The organism is Sphingorhabdus sp. (genome assembly GCF_044239045.1).
Taxonomy (GTDB): Bacteria; Pseudomonadota; Alphaproteobacteria; order Sphingomonadales; family Sphingomonadaceae; genus Sphingorhabdus_B.
Window position 1 is genome coordinate 81,777 of sequence record NZ_JBIICD010000002.1, and the last position, 16,902, is coordinate 98,678.

At 53.3% G+C, this 16,902-nt stretch carries 15 protein-coding genes and 1 other RNA gene; 13 read left to right on the top strand and 3 right to left on the bottom strand.

Annotated features, from left to right (window positions below; translation table 11 throughout):
• The first annotated feature begins 7 nt into the window (after positions 1 to 7).
• From tig to ACILP4_RS01255, 5 genes are all read left to right on the top strand, one after another.
• Positions 8 to 1,507, top strand: a complete 1,500-nt coding sequence (gene tig, locus ACILP4_RS01235; RefSeq protein ID WP_395618937.1) for a trigger factor — start codon at positions 8 to 10, stop codon at positions 1,505 to 1,507.
• Positions 1,508 to 1,623: 116 nt separating this feature from the next.
• On the top strand, positions 1,624 to 2,733 hold the full coding sequence (locus ACILP4_RS01240) for an energy transducer TonB (RefSeq protein ID WP_395618938.1): 1,110 nt from the start codon (positions 1,624 to 1,626) through the stop codon (positions 2,731 to 2,733).
• A 166-nt stretch (positions 2,734 to 2,899) separates the two neighbouring features.
• Entirely contained in the window at positions 2,900 to 3,532 is a 633-nt protein-coding gene (locus tag ACILP4_RS01245) for an ATP-dependent Clp protease proteolytic subunit (RefSeq protein ID WP_395618939.1), read from the top strand.
• A gap of 134 nt (positions 3,533 to 3,666) precedes the next feature.
• Positions 3,667 to 4,938, top strand: coding sequence for an ATP-dependent Clp protease ATP-binding subunit ClpX (gene clpX, locus ACILP4_RS01250; protein WP_395618940.1), 1,272 nt, complete (start codon positions 3,667 to 3,669; stop codon positions 4,936 to 4,938).
• Between the two features lie 261 nt (positions 4,939 to 5,199).
• Positions 5,200 to 7,713 (top strand): TonB-dependent receptor, encoded by a 2,514-nt coding sequence (locus ACILP4_RS01255; RefSeq protein WP_395618941.1) that lies wholly within the window; start codon positions 5,200 to 5,202, stop codon positions 7,711 to 7,713.
• A 54-nt stretch (positions 7,714 to 7,767) separates the two neighbouring features.
• On the opposite strand, the gene mtgA is transcribed toward ACILP4_RS01255, so the two are convergent.
• The 3 genes from mtgA to ACILP4_RS01270 form a co-directional block, all read right to left on the bottom strand.
• On the bottom strand, positions 7,768 to 8,469 hold the full coding sequence (gene mtgA / locus ACILP4_RS01260; RefSeq protein ID WP_395618942.1) for a monofunctional biosynthetic peptidoglycan transglycosylase: 702 nt from the start codon (positions 8,467 to 8,469) through the stop codon (positions 7,768 to 7,770).
• Between the two features lie 63 nt (positions 8,470 to 8,532).
• Positions 8,533 to 9,438: an RNA polymerase sigma factor RpoH gene (gene rpoH, locus ACILP4_RS01265; protein WP_395618943.1), complete on the bottom strand. Its 906-nt coding sequence runs from the start codon at positions 9,436 to 9,438 to the stop codon at positions 8,533 to 8,535.
• A 73-nt stretch (positions 9,439 to 9,511) separates the two neighbouring features.
• Complete coding sequence (locus ACILP4_RS01270; protein WP_395618944.1) at positions 9,512 to 10,453, bottom strand: RluA family pseudouridine synthase; 942 nt, start codon at positions 10,451 to 10,453, stop codon at positions 9,512 to 9,514.
• A gap of 22 nt (positions 10,454 to 10,475) precedes the next feature.
• On the opposite strand from ACILP4_RS01270, the gene ACILP4_RS01275 reads away from it, so the two are divergent.
• The 8 genes from ACILP4_RS01275 to ACILP4_RS01310 all read left to right on the top strand — a co-directional run bounded on the left by ACILP4_RS01275 (position 10,476) and on the right by ACILP4_RS01310 (position 16,893).
• Positions 10,476 to 10,877 (top strand): Mov34/MPN/PAD-1 family protein, encoded by a 402-nt coding sequence (locus ACILP4_RS01275; protein WP_395618945.1) that lies wholly within the window; start codon positions 10,476 to 10,478, stop codon positions 10,875 to 10,877.
• Positions 10,878 to 10,941: 64 nt separating this feature from the next.
• A complete protein-coding gene (locus ACILP4_RS01280) occupies positions 10,942 to 11,595 on the top strand; it encodes a histidine phosphotransferase family protein (RefSeq protein ID WP_395618946.1) in 654 nt (217 codons plus the stop codon).
• Positions 11,596 to 11,679: 84 nt separating this feature from the next.
• Positions 11,680 to 12,372 carry an N-acetylmuramoyl-L-alanine amidase gene (locus ACILP4_RS01285; protein ID WP_395618947.1) on the top strand — a complete coding sequence of 231 codons (693 nt, stop codon included), beginning with the start codon at positions 11,680 to 11,682 and terminating at the stop codon, positions 12,370 to 12,372.
• Positions 12,373 to 12,378: 6 nt separating this feature from the next.
• An RNA gene (rnpB, locus tag ACILP4_RS01290) (RNase P RNA component class A) lies at positions 12,379 to 12,756 on the top strand.
• Between the two features lie 463 nt (positions 12,757 to 13,219).
• The gene (locus tag ACILP4_RS01295; RefSeq protein WP_395618948.1) at positions 13,220 to 13,852 is read left to right on the top strand and encodes a Yip1 family protein; all 633 of its coding nucleotides are present in this window, start codon (positions 13,220 to 13,222) and stop codon (positions 13,850 to 13,852) included.
• Positions 13,853 to 13,902: 50 nt separating this feature from the next.
• Positions 13,903 to 14,436 carry a J domain-containing protein gene (locus tag ACILP4_RS01300; protein ID WP_395618949.1) on the top strand — a complete coding sequence of 178 codons (534 nt, stop codon included), beginning with the start codon at positions 13,903 to 13,905 and terminating at the stop codon, positions 14,434 to 14,436.
• Between the two features lie 102 nt (positions 14,437 to 14,538).
• On the top strand, positions 14,539 to 14,868 hold the full coding sequence (locus ACILP4_RS01305; RefSeq protein ID WP_395618950.1) for a hypothetical protein: 330 nt from the start codon (positions 14,539 to 14,541) through the stop codon (positions 14,866 to 14,868).
• Between the two features lie 51 nt (positions 14,869 to 14,919).
• Complete coding sequence (locus ACILP4_RS01310) at positions 14,920 to 16,893, top strand: TonB-dependent receptor family protein (protein ID WP_395618951.1); 1,974 nt, start codon at positions 14,920 to 14,922, stop codon at positions 16,891 to 16,893.
• Positions 16,894 to 16,902: the final 9 nt, after the last annotated feature.

Below are 16,902 nucleotides of genomic sequence, written 5' to 3' on the forward strand. Positions count from 1 at the left end.
AGAAAACATGCAGACCGTCGAGACACAGAATGAAGGCCTGAAGCGCGCTTATCGCATGACGATTACCGCAAAGGACGTTGAATCCCGCATCGATGCCGAGGTGAAGAAAATCGCGCCTCAAGTGCGTATGCCCGGTTTCCGTCCCGGCAAGGTTCCCGCCAATCTGGTCAAGAAGATGCATAAGGATTCGCTTCTTCAGGACGCGCTGAACAGCACGATCCAAGAAGGCGTCCAAAAGGCGATTTCCGACAATAAATTGCGTCCAGCGACTCAGCCGCATGTCCATTTGGGCGATGATTATGCGCCGGGCAAAGACGCGGTTGTCGATTTCCATCTGGAAGTTCTGCCTGCGATTGCAGCGCCTTCTATCGATGGCATTACGCTGGAGCGCCTGACGGTCGAAGTCAGCGACGCACAAGTAGACGAATCGATCCTGAAGCTTGCCGAAGGCCAAAAGAGCTTTGAAGCGGCTGACAAGAAATATGCAGCAAAAATGGGTGACAGCGTTGTTATCGATTTTGAAGGCAAGGTTGATGGCGTGCCTTTCGAAGGCGGCAAGGGCGAAGGCATGGCCGTTGAGCTTGGCTCTGGTCAGTTGATCCCCGGTTTCGAAGACCAGTTGGTTGGCGTAAAAGCCAATGACGAAAAGGTTCTCAACGTAACCTTCCCAGACGATTACAACGCTGAAAACCTAAAGGGTAAGGCGGCAACTTTTGACATCGTCGTCAACGAAGTGCGCAAGCCCGTTGCAGCCAAGGCCGATGACAATCTTGCCAAGATGTTCGGCCTAGACGGTATCGACAAGCTGCGCGAGCTGATGAAGGTTCAGGTTGAGCAAGAGCATAACGGCCTGACGCGCACATATATGAAGCGTCAGTTGCTGGATCAGCTGGCCGCCGGCCATGATTTCGACGTGCCGCCTTCGATGGTCGAAGCAGAGTTCGAGCAGATTTGGGCCCAATTGGAGCAGGAAGCTGCGCGCGAAGCAGATGCTGAAGCTGCGAAGAAGGAAATGGAAGCCGAGCGCGAAGAGTATCGCGATATCGCCGTCCGCCGTGTGCGTTTGGGCTTGCTCCTGTCGGAAATTGGCCAAGCCAATGGCGTTGAAGTGACTTCGCAGGAAATGAACATGCTTGTGCAGCAAGCTGCACAGCAATATCGCCCTGAAGATCGTCAGCGTTTTGTGCAATATCTGCAGGAAAACCCAATGGCAGCTGCGCAATTGCGTGCGCCTATGTTTGAAGACAAGGTTGTCGACTTCCTGTTCGAAAAGGCGACCGTGACGGACAAGACCGTGACTAAGGACGTTCTGGAAGCAGCGATTGAAGCTGAACCAGATGCAAAGCCTGCCGCCAAGAAAAAGGCACCTGCCAAAAAGGCAGCCGCAAAGGACGAGGCACCTGCCAAGGACGCCAAGCCTGCTGCGAAGAAGGCCGCCCCTAAAAAGGACGCAGAAGCTGCACCAGCTAAAAAGGCACCTGCCAAAAAGGCTGCGCCTAAGAAATAATCGCTGCATCATGCGATAAAGCAAAAAGGGGGGGATGCGATGCGTCCCCCCCTTTTTGAATCTGCCAAGGCTAAGGCGACTTGCGGTCGCTAATGGTGCATGGCACAAGTTGTCTCATGTTGAACCTTTTTCTCGCCATGGTCGCGCCAGCGATAACCATATCGCCGTCGCCTGCGCCGTCCCCGATTGTGACGACGGTCAGCCCCATTGAAAGATCCACACGGCGTCAGACTGTGCTTGCTATGGTCCCTATGTCAGGCCGTTGCGGCGATGATCTGCTCGATATTTCGCGCGTACAAACGCCCATGGCGGACCTTTTCTGGAGCAGCAGCGATGCAGACCAGCCCGTGAATGTGCGTTTCCGCATTGACGAAAATGGCCGCCCATTTGGCATAACGGGCGATCCGGTGGGCTATGGCGTGATGGCCGACCTGACGCCATCTCTCGCGGCGAGCCAATTTGCACCCAATTCTAGGCGAGAGGGATGCACGATTGTCTATCAGCCCAAGCGTAGCAGCATCGCGGAGGCCGACATCCACGACCTCATCGGCTACGCGATTTTTGCAAAAACTCGGCCACCCAAAGAGCTGTTTGAGCGGATTGCACCCGCGGGATCAGATTGCAACACAGAGCGGCCAGCCTATTTATTGCGCGCTTCTCCCGATTTTGAAAAAATCCCCGCGACAACCGGCCGGTCCGACTGGAGCATGGTGCAGTTCGACATTGACGACGTAGGCAAACCCGTGCGTCTTCGAATATATGGGACAACGGGCAATGTTGCGCTTGATAAAGCCTCTTTGAAGGCCATGGCGCAATCACGCTTTACAAAGGGTGCGAGGCAGGGCTGTCTCTATCCTTATTGGCGGCGCAGCGGCACGCTGACCGCGCCGGAAAGCAAGGAGATCGCCGCATATCGCCCCGAAGACAGTGATTGCCTCCAGACGGTAGAGTGGAAATCTCAGCCAACTTTGGTCTATCCGGAAAATTTCCGGCGGCGTTATATTGAAGGCTGGGCGGTCATTGCGTTTGATCTGGCGCCATGGGGCGCGGTCGGTAATGCAAAGGTCGTAGCCGCCGAGCCTGCTGCCGAATTTGGCGAAGCTGCGCAAAGGATCGTGCTTGGCAGCGCAACGGCGGCATCCAAACAGGGCTACAGAAATTGCGTTGTAAAGGTGCGTTACGCCATGCAGAAGCAGGACCGTGCGGCACAAGTGAATTTCGATTAAGTCGTCAAATAAACAAGAAATAATCAATTTTGTGAATGATGGACCCGCGGCTCTCGACCAAGCGCTCCAATTCATCCCCAAACTAAACCGTTTTCGTGCTTGAAACTTTGCTTGCCCACGCCGATGTAGGCAAAGACGCATAAACATAAATTCTTAGAGGTATTTCATGCACGTTCCTTTTGATCCCGTCCAAGCATTGGTCCCCGTCGTTATCGAGCAATCGAACCGTGGGGAGCGCAGCTGGGACATTTTTTCGCGGCTTTTGCGCGAACGGATCATTTTCGTGACGGGCGAAGTGGAGGACAATATGGCCTCCGTCATTACCGCGCAGCTGCTGTTTCTCGAATCGGATAATCCGAAGAAAGACATCTGGATGTATATTAACTCGCCGGGCGGCGTGGTCACTGCGGGCATGGCGATTCACGACACGATGCAATATATCCGTCCGAAAGTTGGTACGGTATGCATCGGGCAGGCGGCTTCGATGGGTAGCTTCCTGCTTGCGGCGGGCGAACCCGGCATGCGCGTCGCATTGACCAATTCGCGCATCATGGTGCATCAGCCTTCGGGCGGCGCACGCGGCATGGCATCGGATATCCAGATTCAGGCAAACGAAATCTTGCGTATTCGCAAGCGTATGAACGACCTATATGCAAAATATACCGGTAAACCATTGCAAGATATCGAAAAGGCGATGGACCGCGATACCTTCTTGGAAGCGGACGAAGCAAAGGCATTTGGTATCGTCGATGAGGTATTCGACAAGCGCCCGGCCAATGCGGAAACCGACGCAAGCTGATATTATCGTCGATAATTTTCATAGATTTGCCGTGATGGCGCAGCCCGCATTGGGCTATTGCCAAATCGGAACGCATCTTTAGGATGTTGGTTCAATAAGGTGCGTTTAAAATTGGCGTGCAAGCAGGACATATTATGACGAAGTTGAGCGGTTCCGATACAAAAAGCACCCTTTATTGCTCCTTCTGCGGAAAATCGCAGCATGAAGTACGCAAGCTGATCGCTGGGCCCACTGTGTTCATCTGTGATGAATGTGTGGAGCTTTGCAACGACATCATACGCGAAGAAACCAAGGGCGCCTTGAACGGCCGTAAAGAGGGCGAAGTGCCCACGCCGCAGGAAATCTGCGAAGTATTGGACGACTATGTCATCGGCCAGCCACAGGCAAAGCGCGTATTGTCGGTTGCCGTCCATAACCATTATAAACGCTTGAACCATGGCGCAAAAGGCGCGGATGTTGAGCTTGCGAAGTCCAACATCCTGCTTGTTGGCCCTACGGGTTGCGGTAAGACATTGTTGGCGCAGACGCTCGCCAAGACGTTTGACGTGCCGTTCACCATGGCGGATGCGACAACCTTGACCGAGGCCGGCTATGTCGGTGAAGACGTCGAGAATATCATTCTCAAGCTGCTGCAAGCTTCGGACTATAATGTCGAAAAGGCGCAGCGCGGCATCGTCTATATCGACGAAATCGACAAGATCAGCCGCAAGGCCGAAAATCCCTCCATCACCCGCGATGTCAGCGGGGAGGGCGTCCAGCAGGCTTTGCTCAAGCTCATGGAAGGCACAACAGCTAGCGTTCCACCACAAGGCGGACGCAAGCATCCACAGCAAGAGTTTCTGCAGGTCGACACGACGAACATCTTGTTCATTTGCGGTGGTGCATTTGCCGGGCTTGAAAAGATTATTTCAAACCGCCTGGAGAGCAAGTCGATTGGTTTTGGTGCGCATGTCGCCGACCCGGACGAGCGCCGCACGGGCGAAATCCTCAAGCAGATTGAGCCTGAAGATTTGTTGAAATTTGGTCTTATCCCTGAATTCGTAGGGCGCTTGCCGGTCACGGCCACGCTGGAAGACCTCGACATCGCGGCTTTGGTGAAAATTCTTTCAGAACCAAAGAACGCGCTTGTGAAGCAATATCGCAAGCTGTTTGAAATGGAAGAAGTCGGCCTAAGCTTCACCGATGATGCGTTGGAAGCCGTTGCCAAGAAGGCGATTGAACGCAAAACGGGTGCGCGTGGGCTGCGGTCCATTCTGGAGTCGATTTTGCTCGATACCATGTTCGATTTGCCGACCTATGACGGCGTGGACGAGGTTGTTGTGGACAAGGACGTTGTTGAAGGCCGCAAGACCCCCGTTTTGGTATATGCCAAGTCTGCCAAAGCCAGCAAAGAAGACGCCGCCTAATCGCGCCCGAGAAACTGTGGCAAACTTGCCACATTTTTCGACAAAATTAACGAAAATGTTGCTTTGCACAATTTGATGTGAGGCAAAACTATGCTTGCGCCGCGCTCTCGGCTAATCGGCTCGCATCTGCGGGTCTGACTGTCATTTTACTGACATTTACCAGCCCCAAAGGGAGCGTAAGGTCTATTTCGTTCGCGTGATTCGACCAAAAACCAATATCTGTCGAAGTTACGGCATGTGAAAATCATAGGGGTTAAGAGCATGAAAATTCGTTACCAGCTTGCAGCAAGCGCTGTTGCACTTACCATTTGCAGCTTTTCCAGCGCGGCTTTCGCGCAATCTACTGGATCGGTAGACTTTGAAGACGAAGTGATTGTTGTTTCCGGGTCGCGTTCGCAGGATGTTGGTGGCGTTCAGATTCCTGACACACCGAAGTCAAAATCGGTCCTGACTGAAGAGTATATTCAGCGCCAGAACCCAGGGCAAACGGTCTTGGATACCATCAACGCCATCCCAGGTGTTACCTTTACGAATAACGATGCCTATGGTTCGTCTGGCGGATCGCTGAACATCCGTGGTTTTGGTGGTGATCGCATCAGCTTAACATTCGATGGCGTTCCTTTGAACGACACAGGAAACTATGCAATCTATTCGAACCAGCAATTGGATCCCGAGTTGATTGAGCAAGTTAACGTAAACCTGGGTTCAACTGACGTAGATAGCCCAACAGCTTCAGCGGTTGGCGGCACAGTAAACTATCGTACCCGCCGTCCTAATGAAGATTTCTCAGTTCGCGTCGGGACTTCTGCTGGTCAGTTTGATTTCAAGCGCGTTTTCACCAGCGTTGATTCTGGAAATTTGAACGCTAGCGGTTCGCGTTTCTACGTTTCAGCCTCGAAGGCAACAAACGATAATCCGTTCAACAATTATGGTAAGGTAGATAAGCAACAGTATAATGCTTCATTCTTCCAACCTATTGGTGAAAATGGCGATTTTGTTCAAGTTTCGGCGCATTATAACCAGAATCGTAACAATTTCTTTGGTTCGGTAGCGCTGCGTGAAGATACCACTGGAAACCGCGTCGTTCCCAATCGTTTTCCTTTAACGACGGATGAGCGGGAGTATAACATTAACTTTCCTTGTACGACACTTGTTATCGCGCGCCCTGGCTTAGCGGATGCTGCAACAAGCTGCGGATCGGAGTTTGATCGTCGTTTCAACCCTTCGAACACAGGCAACGTGCGTATCAAGTCGAAGTTTAGCCTTACCGACACCCTGACATTGACAGTTGACCCTAGCTTCCAGTCTGTAAAGGCCAATGGGGGCGGTACTGTGAACGCGCGTGAGCGTTTAGAAGGAGGGCGCACGGGATATATTGGTGGGCGTCCTTACTTTGGTAGCGATTTAAATGGCGATGCTGACTTGTTAGACGAAGTTGCAATCTTGGCACCCAGCAATACGCGGACCCAACGTTTTGGCGTAATAGCCAACCTGCGTTATGACATGTCCGATACCCAGTCGATCCAGGTTTCTTACACATTCGACCGTGGTCGCCACCGCCAAACCGGTGAAACTTGCTTGTTGAATTCAGGCGGCACACCAGAAGACGTATTCTGTAACGAAGGTTTGAAGGATGCGGCTGGCAATGTTTTGCAAAAGCGTGATCGTAAGTCGATCGCAACATTGCATCAAGCTTCCGGTCGTTACAACGGCAAGTTCATGGAAGAAAAATTGTTGCTCGATATTGGCGTACGTTTGCCATTCTTTACGCGCGACCTAACACAAAATTGCTTCACAACTTCCGCCAGCGGATTTGTTGACTGCTTCGGTAGCAACACGCTGAATGCATCTTATGCGGCGTCCTTCCCAACCCGCCAAGGGCCACAGAACCGGGAGTTTAACTATAACAAGCTGCTTCCAAACGTTGGATTTACCTACAAGTTGGTCGATAATGTTAGCTTGTTCGGTAGCTACGCGCAGGGACTTTCCGTTCCCGGTACCGATCCACTTTACAGCAGCTTCTTTTTCGTACCCGGCACTGCTGGGGTGAAGCCGGCACCTGAAACAACTGACAGCTTTGATGGCGGTCTGCGTTATCGTTCCGGTCCTGTGCAGGCTATGGTTTCTGGTTGGTTCACGAAGTATAACAACCGCCTGCAGACTGTTTTTGATGTTGAGACCAACGAGTCAATCTTCACAAACATTGGTAAGGTGGATGTATATGGTCTGGATGCCAGCTTAGCATTCCAACCCGTCGACTTTTTCAACGTCTATGCTTTTGGTTCACTCAATGAGAGTGAAATCAAGGATAACGTGAAGCGTTCGGCCACACAGACTGTTCCTTTGGCTGGTAAGAAATTGAACGACACACCGAATTATAGCTTTGGTGTAGGCTCGCAGGTTAATCTTGGCCCTGTGTCAATTGGCGGCGTCGCGAAACGTACGGGTGGTCGTTATATTTATGACACTAACTTGCCTGTTTATGTTTCGGCTCCTGACTACGCCCGTTTGGGTACTGACTCTACCTACACCGCGCCTGCGGTTGTATTTGGCGCGAAAAAGCCTGCTTATTGGTTGGTGAACTTTGATGCTCGCGTAAATCTCGAGTTTCTGGGTCTGAACGACAAGACCTTCTTCCAGCTCAACGTCTACAATCTGTTTGATGAATTGTACGTTGGTTCAGGTGGTGGAGCGACGTTCCAATCAGGTAGCCCGGGCTTTGCACAGATTGGCGCACCACGCACGGTCAGTGGAACGATCAACTTCCAGTTCTGATCCTTTGGGTTTGGTTTCTGAAAATCAGGGCGGGGCTTCGGCTCCGCCCTTTTTTTATGTGTAGATGCAAGCGTCGAGGCCGTCGCGTTTCACAACGCGGATACGCGCGGAGATGCTGTTGCCATAGCGGCGGGTGAAACCGCCTACGCCGTTGACGGCCCGCTTTTTCGGCAAGGGTAAGATGGCTGCCAAGCGCGCGGCCTCTATCCGGGTCAGGTTCTTGGCGGATTTATTGTAATAACGCTGGGCACCGGCCTCGGCGCCATAAGTGCCAATGCCGGTCTCTGCGACGTTCAGATATACTTCCATGATCCGGCGCTTGCCCCAGATTTTTTCGATCAAGAAGGTGAAATATACCTCCGGCACCTTGCGCAGATAACGCGTCCAGCCCGACCCTTGCCATAGGAATACATTTTTCGCCGTCTGCTGACTTATGGTTGACCCACCGCGCATGCGGCCGCCCTTTATGTTGCGGGTCAGCGCCTTTTCGATTGCTTCGCGGTCAAAGCCATCATGGCTGCAAAATTTGCCATCTTCGGCTGCGATGACTGCCCGTACGAGGTTAGGCGAAATATCGGAAAGGGGCGTCCAGTCGCGCTTTGCCCCGTTACTGTCAAACAACATCGTCAAGGTTGTGGGCACGGGGACCACGGCATAGACGGCCGTAAGTGCGACCGTGCCGCCAATGAAGTAGACAGCGCCCTTAAAGCTGGAACGAAGAATACGGGCGGAAAGCGAGCGCTTGGTTTTTGTCATTTGCAAAAACTAGCGCAGTGCTTTCCGCCCGTCATCTATTTTTACACTGAGGGATAAACCTCTTTAATATGTGAGAAGTAGCCGTTTTTCGCCCGCAATCCGCAACATTGCCTTTTGCAGCTTTTCAAAAGCGCGCACTTCAATCTGGCGCACACGCTCTCGGCTGACGCTGTAGGTCTGGCTGAGTTCTTCGAGCGTTTGCGGCTCTTCAATCAGGCGGCGCTGTGTCAGAATGTGCTTCTCGCGCTCATTCAGACTGTCCATCGCTTCGGACAGCAAGGCATGGCGCATGTCGCCTTCTTGCGCGTCGGCAACGCGTTCGTCCTGCAACGGCGTGTCATCGACTAACCAGTCTTGCCACTGGCCATCGCCATCTTCGCGCATAGGTACGTTAAGCGATGTATCACCGCCCATCGCCATGCGGCGGTTCATATTGTTCACTTCTTCTTCGGAAACGCCAAGGTCCGTTGCGATTTTGCGCAACGCTTCCTGGTTCAAGTCGCCGTCTTCAAAAGCCTGAAGATTGTTTTTCATGCGGCGCAGGTTGAAGAAAAGCTTCTTCTGCGCGGCGGTGGTCCCGATTTTGACAAGGCTCCAGCTGCGCAGGATGAACTCCTGCATCGACGCGCGGATCCACCACATCGCGTAGGTCGCGAGGCGGAAGCCACGATCGGGGTCAAATTTCTTTACGCCCTGCATCAATCCGATATTCCCCTCGGAAATCAGCTCGGACACCGGCAGGCCGTAGCCGCGATAGCCCATTGCGATTTTCGAGACGAGGCGGAGATGCGACGTCACCAGCTGTTCAGCTGCTTTGGTGTCGCCATGTTCTTGTAAGCGCTTGGCAAGCATATATTCTTGCTCGGGCTTGAGTATCGGAAACTTCCGAATTTCGCTTAGGTAACGATTAAGGCTCGCGTCCCCCCCAAGGGCAGGTATCGTAGCCGGAACATTCTTTTTAACAGACATGTTTTCCTCTTTCATTGTGCCTTCCGCCGGGCCTCATCAAGCACCCGATGGCAAAGCGTTCCCTTCGAAACTTTTATAACTGAAGCTTGCTTAACAGAAGCTGCATGTCTTCTGGTATACCGCATTCAAACCGTAAAGTTCCGCCGGTAATGGGATGAATAAACCCCAAAGAGGCGGCATGCAATGCTTGCCGGTCGAATTTGGCCTGATTTGGACCAATTTTGTAATGGTTTTGTCGATTAGAATAGACGCCATCGCCAATGAGCGGATGGCCGATATGTGCCATGTGCACGCGGACCTGATGCGTGCGCCCCGTTTCTAGCGTGCATTCGACCATCGCTGTTTTGGCAAAGGCTTCGACCATGCGGTAATGCGTAACGGCATGACGGCCCTTTGATTCGGGCAGCACCGCCATTTTCTTACGATTTGTGGTGGATCGGCCAATTTGTGTGCGCACCGTGCCTGCTGGCGGCGCAGGAATACCGTTTACGATCGCAATATATTTGCGTTCTATGTCATGCGCGGCAAAAAGTTTCGCAAGCCCCTCATGCGCGGCATCGCTTTTGGCGACAACCAGAAGCCCAGAAGTATCCTTATCAATGCGATGGACTATCCCGGGGCGCTGAACCCCGCCAATGCCCGATAGCTTGCCCTCGCAATGATGCAGCAGCGCGTTAACAAGCGTCCCGTCGCTATGACCCGCGGCAGGGTGCACGACGAGGCCAGCAGGCTTGTTGACGATGATCAAATGCTCATCTTCAAAAACCACATCCAACGCAATGTTCTGCGCCATTGCTTTATCGGGGACTGGGGCAGGGACATTAAATTCAAAATTCTGGCCCGCCATTTTCTTGCTGCCCGCGTCGGTAAAGACCTGACCATTGATGCGCAGCGCGGCATCCGCGATCAAAGCCTGAATGCGCGCGCGCGAATATTGCGGCAATGCAGCGGCAAGCGCGCTATCCAGTCGTCCGGCACCCAAAACGCCTGTAAATGTGGTAATTTCCCCAACCATCGCCTAGACATGGGTGATGGCTTTGCATTTATCAAGCAGCGACTGGCGACAACTTCTGGACTGGGCAGAAAGTGCAGGGGACCATGAATGCTGCGGTTTACTGCGGGGGGAGGGGGATCGTGTCGCTGCGGTGCAGCTGGCACAAAATGTCGCAGCCGATCCTGCAAGGCATTTTGAAATCGATCCCGCCGCATTGTTCTCTGCAGGCAAGGACGTGAGAAGTGGCGGAATTCCTGTGTTGGGATATTTCCACTCGCACCCCAATGGCGTCGCCGCGCCGTCCGCAACTGATGTCGCGCAAGCCGCGCCAGACGGGCGGTTTTGGCTGATTATTGCCGCTGGTGCGATCACCGCTTGGCAGCCTGTGGTTGCAGGCACGCAGGTGAGCGGATTTACCCCCGTGGCATTAATAGTCGAGGGTTGAAACACCCGCCAACTCGGTCCATGAGCGGCGCTAACCCGCCCGATGCCCTCAGGAATTTTTCGTAATGTCCGAAACCAAAACCGAAATCGATTTTGCCAGCCTACTGTGCTCGCGCCTTTGCCATGACTTGTTAAGCCCCGTCGGCGCGATGAATAATGGCCTTGAGCTCTTGGCGGATGAACATGATCCCGAAATGCGGCAACGGTGCATGGATTTGCTGGCAGAAAGTGCAAAGGCAGCTGCCGACAGACTGAAGTTTTTCCGCTTGGCCTTTGGTGCAGCGGGCGGATTTGGTGCTGAAGTTGACCCAAATGATGCAAGATTGGTGATTGAGCCAATGGTGACTTCAAGCGGGCGGACGGTCCTTGATTGGGCTGTGCCTGCGCAGATGATGCCCAAACGGGCGGTGAAAATACTGCTGAATTTGGTTTTATTGGCGAATGACGCGTTGGTGCGTGGCGGGACATTGTCCGTGGGCGCCGAAGCGCGCGCCGGCGAGCAAGAAATTGTTATTCGCGCAAGCGGGCCTAAAATCCTCATGGAGCCAGCTATTCGAGAGGCGCTGACTGGTCAGCTTGCCCCCGCAGCTCTGGAACCCCGCACCGCGGCCGCATGGATGGCACATGCACTGGCCTTTCAAGATGGTGGTATGTTGCAATTGGCCGAGCCCGATGCCGAACATCTGGTGATTGGCGCGCTCATCCGCACTGAAGATTAGAGTGGACCGCGCGAGCGCAACGCAACGTAAAGAGTGTGTGGGCCTGATATTGCGCGTCGCTCCCGACTTACCTATGGTCCGGACATGACTATGATCTGGAACCCATCACCCAATTTCGGCGAGCGTAGCCTGCCCATCAATATGATCGTGCTGCACTATACCGGCATGCAGTCCGGAGCGGCGGCTATTGACTGGCTGGCGAACCCGGCGTCCAAGGTTTCCGCGCATTATGTGGTCGATGAAGATGGGCAATTGGTGTACATGGTGCGCGAAGAACAGCGCGCCCAACATGCCGGATTGTCGTATTGGCGCGGCGTAACCGATTGCAACAGCGCCAGCATTGGCATTGAGATCGTCAATCCCGGCCATGAGTTTGGCTACCGCCCGTTTCCTGAGGCGCAAATGGACACCGTGACTCGATTGGTCGCAGAATTAGTACGAACTTATGGAATACAACCGCGCAACGTTGTGGGACACAGCGATGTCGCTCCAACTCGTAAAGAAGATCCAGGCGAGCTGTTTGACTGGGAACGGTTAGCTAAGCTTGGGCTTGCCATAAAACGGCCAACTGAAAATCTCGTTGATCCCCTTTGGTCTGACGCTGCATTTCTTTTGGCACTGGAACGTTATGGCTATGGCATAACAGATGGCCGCGCGACGACAGTGGCATTTCAGCGACGGTTTCGGCCCGCAAACATTGACGGTGTGATTGACGGCGAATCTCGCGCTATCTTGCACAGCTTGCTCTTGGCGGTTGAGGGCAGTTCTGTTATCTGACGTCTGCCAGAGGGTTGGGCGACCGCCGCTTAGCGGGTAACTGCTAAGGGGAGGAAAGTCCGGGCTCCAGCGAGGAACGGTGCCGGATAACGTCCGGCGAAAGCAATTTTAGGGAAAGTGCCACAGAAAATAGTCCACCGCATTTCGATGCGGCCAGGTCGAAACGGTGCGGTAAGAGCGCACCGCGTTTCTGGTAACAGAAACGGCAGGGCAAACCCCACCGGGAGCAAAACCGAATAGGGGCGGCATATGGCATCCTCCTGCCAGTCGCCCGGGTTGGTTGCATGAGTGCCGCAGCAATGCGTCGCCTAGATGAATGGTCGCACATCCGCTTCGGTTTTCCGAAGCGGAGGACAGAACCCGGCTTACAGACCCTCTGGCTTTTTACCCCATGCGCGATAAACAAATAGCAAGATAGCGATGAGGATCGCTTCAACAACCATTGGCGGTGCGACAGCTGCGCTATAGCCATCGATCGCGATGCTGACGAAGCGCCCAATCAATGTCGCGCCCAACAACACTATAGCAGCGAGAATTGCGCCTTGATGCTGCCGCACCGCAGCGAACAGCGCGAGGCACGAGATGCCTAGGAACAGCCCGCCAACATCTGCGCGCAGGTTTGCACGGCCAATGTCACCAATGGCTTGCATGCCGCGCTCCGCAGCTACGGCGCCAAGGTCGAACCAATGCTGGCCAACACCGAGCAACGCAATGACGCCGATGATGGCGACTAAAACTCTGGATAAGATAATCATACTTCCCCCCGAATTGACGCGAACGTCAATATTTACATATTGGCACCAATATGTTCTGTTTCATAACAAGCCAATTCTGGAGGGCTAAGTCAATGTCGATTGTGGAACGTGCCAAAAATATCATTTTGAAGCCGACGTATGAATGGAATGTCATTGCGTCCGAGCCCGCAACGATCGGGGGGCTGTTCAAGGGTTACGCAGCGCCTTTGGTGCTGATACCTTTGGTCTCCACAATATTGTTTACCGGGCTATTGGGTATATCAGCTGCAGACATGATGGGGTTTGGCAGCGGCATGCCGTTGGACCTTACGGCTATCGCGGGCATGGCAATACTGAGCTTCATTGTGTCGCTTGTTTCGTTGTTTGTAATGGGAACGGTCGTTAAGTTCGTATCGCCAAGCTTTGACGGTACTTCGGACAAAGTGCAGGCCATGAAGTTGATGACGTACGCCAGCACACCAACTTGGGTTGTGGCGTTGGTAAGCTGGATACCATTTTTGGGAGCAGTGCTTGGTTTTGCAGCGATTGTTTATGTGGTTTACCTGATTTATTGCGGGCTAAATCCTGTAATGGGCGTTCCAAAGGAAAAGATTGCCGGCTTTACCGTGGTCATTGTGCTCATTTATGTCGTTGTCGCGCTCATCATGTCTGGCATCGTTGCGGGGCTGCTTTATTCGACATACTTTAGCAATCCGATGATGGGCGGCGGTATATCCGGCGCATAATTGCGTTTACGCCCCTAGCAAAATTTCCATGCCGTCGCTAAGTCGGCGGCATGGTCCGATCTACACGACGAAATGACTGGGGTTTTCCCCGCTGGCGCGGCTACGGTAGTAGCAGTGATGCGCAGCAAGTGCGCCTGTGTGATCGATATGGCTGCAACAAGGCTGGAGACTGCCCCGCGCCAAAATCTCCCAATAATCCCGACCGCTGGATGTTCTGTGAAGAGCATGCAGGCGAGTATAATCGCGGTTATGATTATTTTGAGGGTCTGACCAAGGAAGAGGCTGACGAACGCGAGGCCAATGAGCGTCGGGATTCTTCGGGTTACAAGGAATCCGCGCATTATGGTTGGGCAGGCTCTGGTGATGGCAGCCGCAGTCGTGATGAAATGCATGCGTTGGATATATTAGGCCTCGAAAGCGATTCCACTTTTGAGGACGCGAAAAAGGCGTGGCGCAAGATCGCCAAGGAAACGCATCCTGATGTGAACCCAGGCAATGCCGATGCCGCCAAGGCGTTTCAGGCGGGCCAAGCGGCCTATGACGTCCTGCGCGTTGCGGAAGAACGTCGCGAGTGGAGAGGCTAGCATCTTGTTCGAACCAAGATGCAAGTCTATAGGAAGCGTGTGAGTCTTTCTTCGACACCTTTACGGAGCTTTGCTGCAGTATTTGTACTGATGGCACTGGCCATGCGTGTCATCATTCCGTCCGGTTATATGCCGTCATCGGAACGTGGTTTTGCTCTGACCATCTGCGCGGGCATGGATACCAAGACTGTCTGGATGGATAAATCGGGCAAGCTGCACAAGGAAGATCCCTCAATAGGCAAATCGGTTGAACACCAGCCTTGTGCTTTTGCTGGTGCCGCGATTACGGCAGATTTTCCTGCGACCGCTTTTCAAATTGATATGGATCCTGTGGCGCTGGCGGCACCGGTTTTTGCCAAACGCGAAGTATCGATAGGTTCTGGCCTCGCCGCACCACCACCTCCGGCCATCGGGCCACCTTCTTACGTCTAAACCAACGGGCTGCTTCGCGGCTTATTTCTCGTTTAGATTTAGGAAAATATCATGAAATTTTTATCCATTTTGCGCGCCACTGCGGCGTGCAGTTTTTGTGCGATCATTACACCCGCAGCCGCTGAAGATGCTGCCGATGCCACAATCATTGTCACAGGCCGCGCGGCGGCCGACCAAGCTGAAGTAACCGCACAGAAGACCGCAGGCGGTACCGATATTGTCAGTCATCAGGATTATGCTGATAAGACGGTTGTGTCGTTGCGCGATACATTGGCCTTTTCTCCCGGCGTATATACGCAACCACGTTTTGGGCAGGAAATCCGCATTTCCATTCGCGGTTCTGGCCTCTCGCGCGGGTTCCATATGCGCGGGTTGACGTTATTGCAGGACGGCATTCCTATTAATCTTGCCGATGACAATGGCGACTTTCAGGAACTGGAACCGATATTCTTCGACCATTTGGAGGTTTATCGCGGCGCAAACGCGTTGAGGTTCGGTTCCGGAACGCTGGGCGGCGCAGTTAACGGCGTGACACCAACGGGGGATAATGCTGCGGGGCTATATCTTAGGGGTGATGTCGGCAGCTTTGATTTTTATCGCGGTTTGGCATCGTTCGGTGCAGGTGACCAAGATGCCAATGCTTGGGCAGCAATCAGCGCAGATAGTCATAAGGGCGATCGCCAACATGCGCGGAGGAATTCCATTCGGTTCAATGGTAATGTCGGCTTGCGCATTTCGGACATTATATCCACGCGATTTTACGGCAGCATGACGACATTGGATCAGGAGTTGCCGGGCGCCATGACTCGTGCAACAGCCATGAATGCGCCACGTAGCGGCAATTTCATTGGTGATCAGGCCCGCGACATCAATTCGATACGTATCCAGAACCGAACCCGTTTTGACTGGGGCGACAGCTATTTGGATGTCGGGGCCTTTTTGAACTCCAAGGAATTGTACCACCCGATTTTCCAAGTGGTCGATCAAATATCGTCAGATCGCGGCGTGTTCGCACGCTATGACCGCGCAGGTGATGTTTGGAGTATTACATTGGGTGGTGAATCCCGTTGGGGGACCATTGATGCAAAGCGTTTCGTGAACCTCAACGGCAAACGTGGCGCGTTGACATTTGATGCCGATCAGACGGCCCGCACGACCAATATTTATGGTGAAATCAGGGTCAGCCCAATCGAAAAGCTCACCTTAATCGCAGGCGGCATTTATGCCGACGGATATCGTCAGCAATCGCAAATTGTGCCCACAACCGTCACCGGCAAGGCATCGTTTGACGCGGTGTCGCCAAAATTTGGTGTGCTTTGGGAGCCGACCGCCAAAATCCAGTTTTTTGCGAACCACAGCAAATCAGCTGAATTTCCAACCTTTGTCGAGCTCGCACAAATTGCGGCCTTTGTTCCGGTGCGGGTACAAACCGCATGGACCACGGAATTTGGAACGCGTGGGGAATTGGGCGGTGTAAGCTGGGATGTCGCTTTGTATCGCGCCAATATCAAAAATGAGATGCTTCAGTTTACAATCGGGCCGGACATTCCAGCAACAACCTTTAACGCAGACAAGACTCGTCATCAGGGCGTTGAAGCCGCGTTTAGCGCCACGCCAACCAATTGGCTGCGCTTTAGACAAATCTGGCAATATTCGGACTTCAGATTCGTGGGCGATGTCCAATATGGCAACCGCCGACTGCCTGTGGTTCCCGTGCATGTCCTGCGGTCTGAGCTTCGGCTTGGTGGTGATGGCCTCCATATATCGCCAAATGTTGAATGGGTGCCTCAAGGTGCCTGGGCTGATTATCGGAACACAACCCGAAATGACGGCTATACTCTGTTGGGCTTGTCCGCGGGTGCGCGCATCAAAAACGGTGTCGATATATTCGTTGATGCGCGGAACCTGGCAGGCGTAAAAGCCATTGGCGATGTGTCAGCAGCAATCGTGGCAACGCCAACTTCTGCTATTTATTATCCGGTTGAACGCCGCGCCATTTATGGCGGTATTCGTGCGCGGTTCTAGGAGATAAGG

Bases quoted from the DNA above. Each gene is read 5' to 3' on its own strand.
- clpX (WP_395618940.1), top strand. From the start codon at position 3,667: ATGACGAAGTTGAGCGGTTCCGATACAAAAAGCACCCTTTATTGCTCC.
- ACILP4_RS01240 (WP_395618938.1), top strand. From the start codon at position 1,624: ATGTTGAACCTTTTTCTCGCCATGGTCGCGCCAGCGATAACCATATCG.
- ACILP4_RS01270 (WP_395618944.1), bottom strand. From the start codon at position 10,453: ATGGTTGGGGAAATTACCACATTTACAGGCGTTTTGGGTGCCGGACGA.
- ACILP4_RS01305 (WP_395618950.1), top strand. From the start codon at position 14,539: ATGCGTGTCATCATTCCGTCCGGTTATATGCCGTCATCGGAACGTGGT.
- ACILP4_RS01285 (WP_395618947.1), top strand. From the start codon at position 11,680: ATGACTATGATCTGGAACCCATCACCCAATTTCGGCGAGCGTAGCCTG.
- ACILP4_RS01245 (WP_395618939.1), top strand. From the start codon at position 2,900: ATGCACGTTCCTTTTGATCCCGTCCAAGCATTGGTCCCCGTCGTTATC.
- ACILP4_RS01295 (WP_395618948.1), top strand. From the start codon at position 13,220: ATGTCGATTGTGGAACGTGCCAAAAATATCATTTTGAAGCCGACGTAT.
- rpoH (WP_395618943.1), bottom strand. From the start codon at position 9,438: ATGTCTGTTAAAAAGAATGTTCCGGCTACGATACCTGCCCTTGGGGGG.
- ACILP4_RS01310 (WP_395618951.1), top strand. From the start codon at position 14,920: ATGAAATTTTTATCCATTTTGCGCGCCACTGCGGCGTGCAGTTTTTGT.
- ACILP4_RS01280 (WP_395618946.1), top strand. From the start codon at position 10,942: ATGTCCGAAACCAAAACCGAAATCGATTTTGCCAGCCTACTGTGCTCG.
- tig (WP_395618937.1), top strand. From the start codon at position 8: ATGCAGACCGTCGAGACACAGAATGAAGGCCTGAAGCGCGCTTATCGC.
- ACILP4_RS01255 (WP_395618941.1), top strand. From the start codon at position 5,200: ATGAAAATTCGTTACCAGCTTGCAGCAAGCGCTGTTGCACTTACCATT.
- ACILP4_RS01300 (WP_395618949.1), top strand. From the start codon at position 13,903: ATGGTCCGATCTACACGACGAAATGACTGGGGTTTTCCCCGCTGGCGC.
- mtgA (WP_395618942.1), bottom strand. From the start codon at position 8,469: ATGACAAAAACCAAGCGCTCGCTTTCCGCCCGTATTCTTCGTTCCAGC.